1 protein-coding gene is annotated in these 1380 nt (G+C 32.2%); it reads right to left on the minus strand.

The features are described from left to right. Window positions 1-118: 118 nt before the first annotated feature. Window positions 119-1380 (minus strand): ankyrin repeat domain-containing protein (locus tag NF27_RS09390; RefSeq protein ID WP_039458818.1); only part of this gene is annotated, 1262 nt, incomplete at its 5' end.

The raw sequence follows: 1380 nt of genomic DNA on the forward strand, positions 1-1380 counted from the left end.
TAGAATAAAATTTTCCAGGTAACTAAATTATGACACATTTCAGTGAATATTCCCTAAAATAGAAGCATGGCGAGAGAATTATAATAATTATAGGAGACCATTAAATATATTAATTGCTTTAATGGTTCCTCCAAAGACTTTCACTTGCTGCAACCATATTCGAACCATTACTTATCTTTGTATACTTCTCAACAAATGATTTAGGTATACTGTGTATCACTCTCTTCATGCTTTCTTCAATGGCAATCTTAGCTTTCGGAACATTATGATTAAGTTGATCAATAAGTGTTTTATACATTGCTTTCATAATTTCACCTCTTAACTCCGGAAATACATAACTGCTGAATTCAAGCTGATTTTTTTGTAATATAGGTCTACACCAATTTACAATTTGCTTAATTCTAGTTTGCATTTGCTGTTCGTTAGGTATTTCATGAGGTCTTACATTTTCGCTATATACTTTTAAAACTGTGGTTGTCATGAACTCTGATGCTTTCGCTATATGGTCGTTATGCGCTAAATCGGCAAATTGGCCATGTATTTGCTTTAATTCATTTATATAGTCAATATTATCAGGAAGGTTAGTATATATAGGACTGTATTCTCGGGTGATATCTCTAGCACACCGTTTTTTTAATTGTTGCAAATATTGTTCATTGCTTACATTTAAAAATGCGTACCCGATTTTAGGATATGACTTAAGGAGGTTAATACTTGCAATATTCAGTTGTATTTCAGCAGGAAGAAGATTTAGCCACGTACCCTGAGCTGTCTCCATATGAACTAATGACTTACCGAAGTCATCAACCATATTAGAGAGCTCTTTAAAAGCACTGATATATCTAAGCTCTATTGTTTTTAACCACCCTTCCCGCATATTTAAATTAGGTTTGAATTCTTTGATATCATAAGATAGGAGAAATACTGCAATATTAACGCTAGGGTTAGCACAAAAGGCATTAATCCCAAATTCATCTTTTGAGTTAATAAGCTTAGAATCATGATGAAGTATTTCTTCTGCAGTGCTGATATGGCTGTCCCTAATAGCAATCAGAAAAGCATTACGCTTTTTATAACCTTTTGAATTAATAAATTCAGGTTTAAGTTGTAAAAGATATTTCATTACATCTAATTGGCCTTTCAATGCAGCAATCAAGAAAGCGTTGTTCCCTTTTGCATTAATTGAATTAACAAATTCAGGTTTAAGTTGTAAAAGATATTTCATTACATCTAAGTGGCCTTTAAAAACAGCAAATAGAAATGCATTATACTCATATCTAGCTATTGAATCTAAGAACTCAGGTTTCAGTTGAAAGAGATGTTTCATTACATCTAAATGACCATGTATAGAAGCAACCAAGAAAGCATTATTGCCTTTTG

Source organism: Candidatus Jidaibacter acanthamoeba (genome assembly GCF_000815465.1).
Classification (GTDB): Bacteria; Pseudomonadota; Alphaproteobacteria; order Rickettsiales; family Midichloriaceae; genus Jidaibacter; species Jidaibacter acanthamoebae.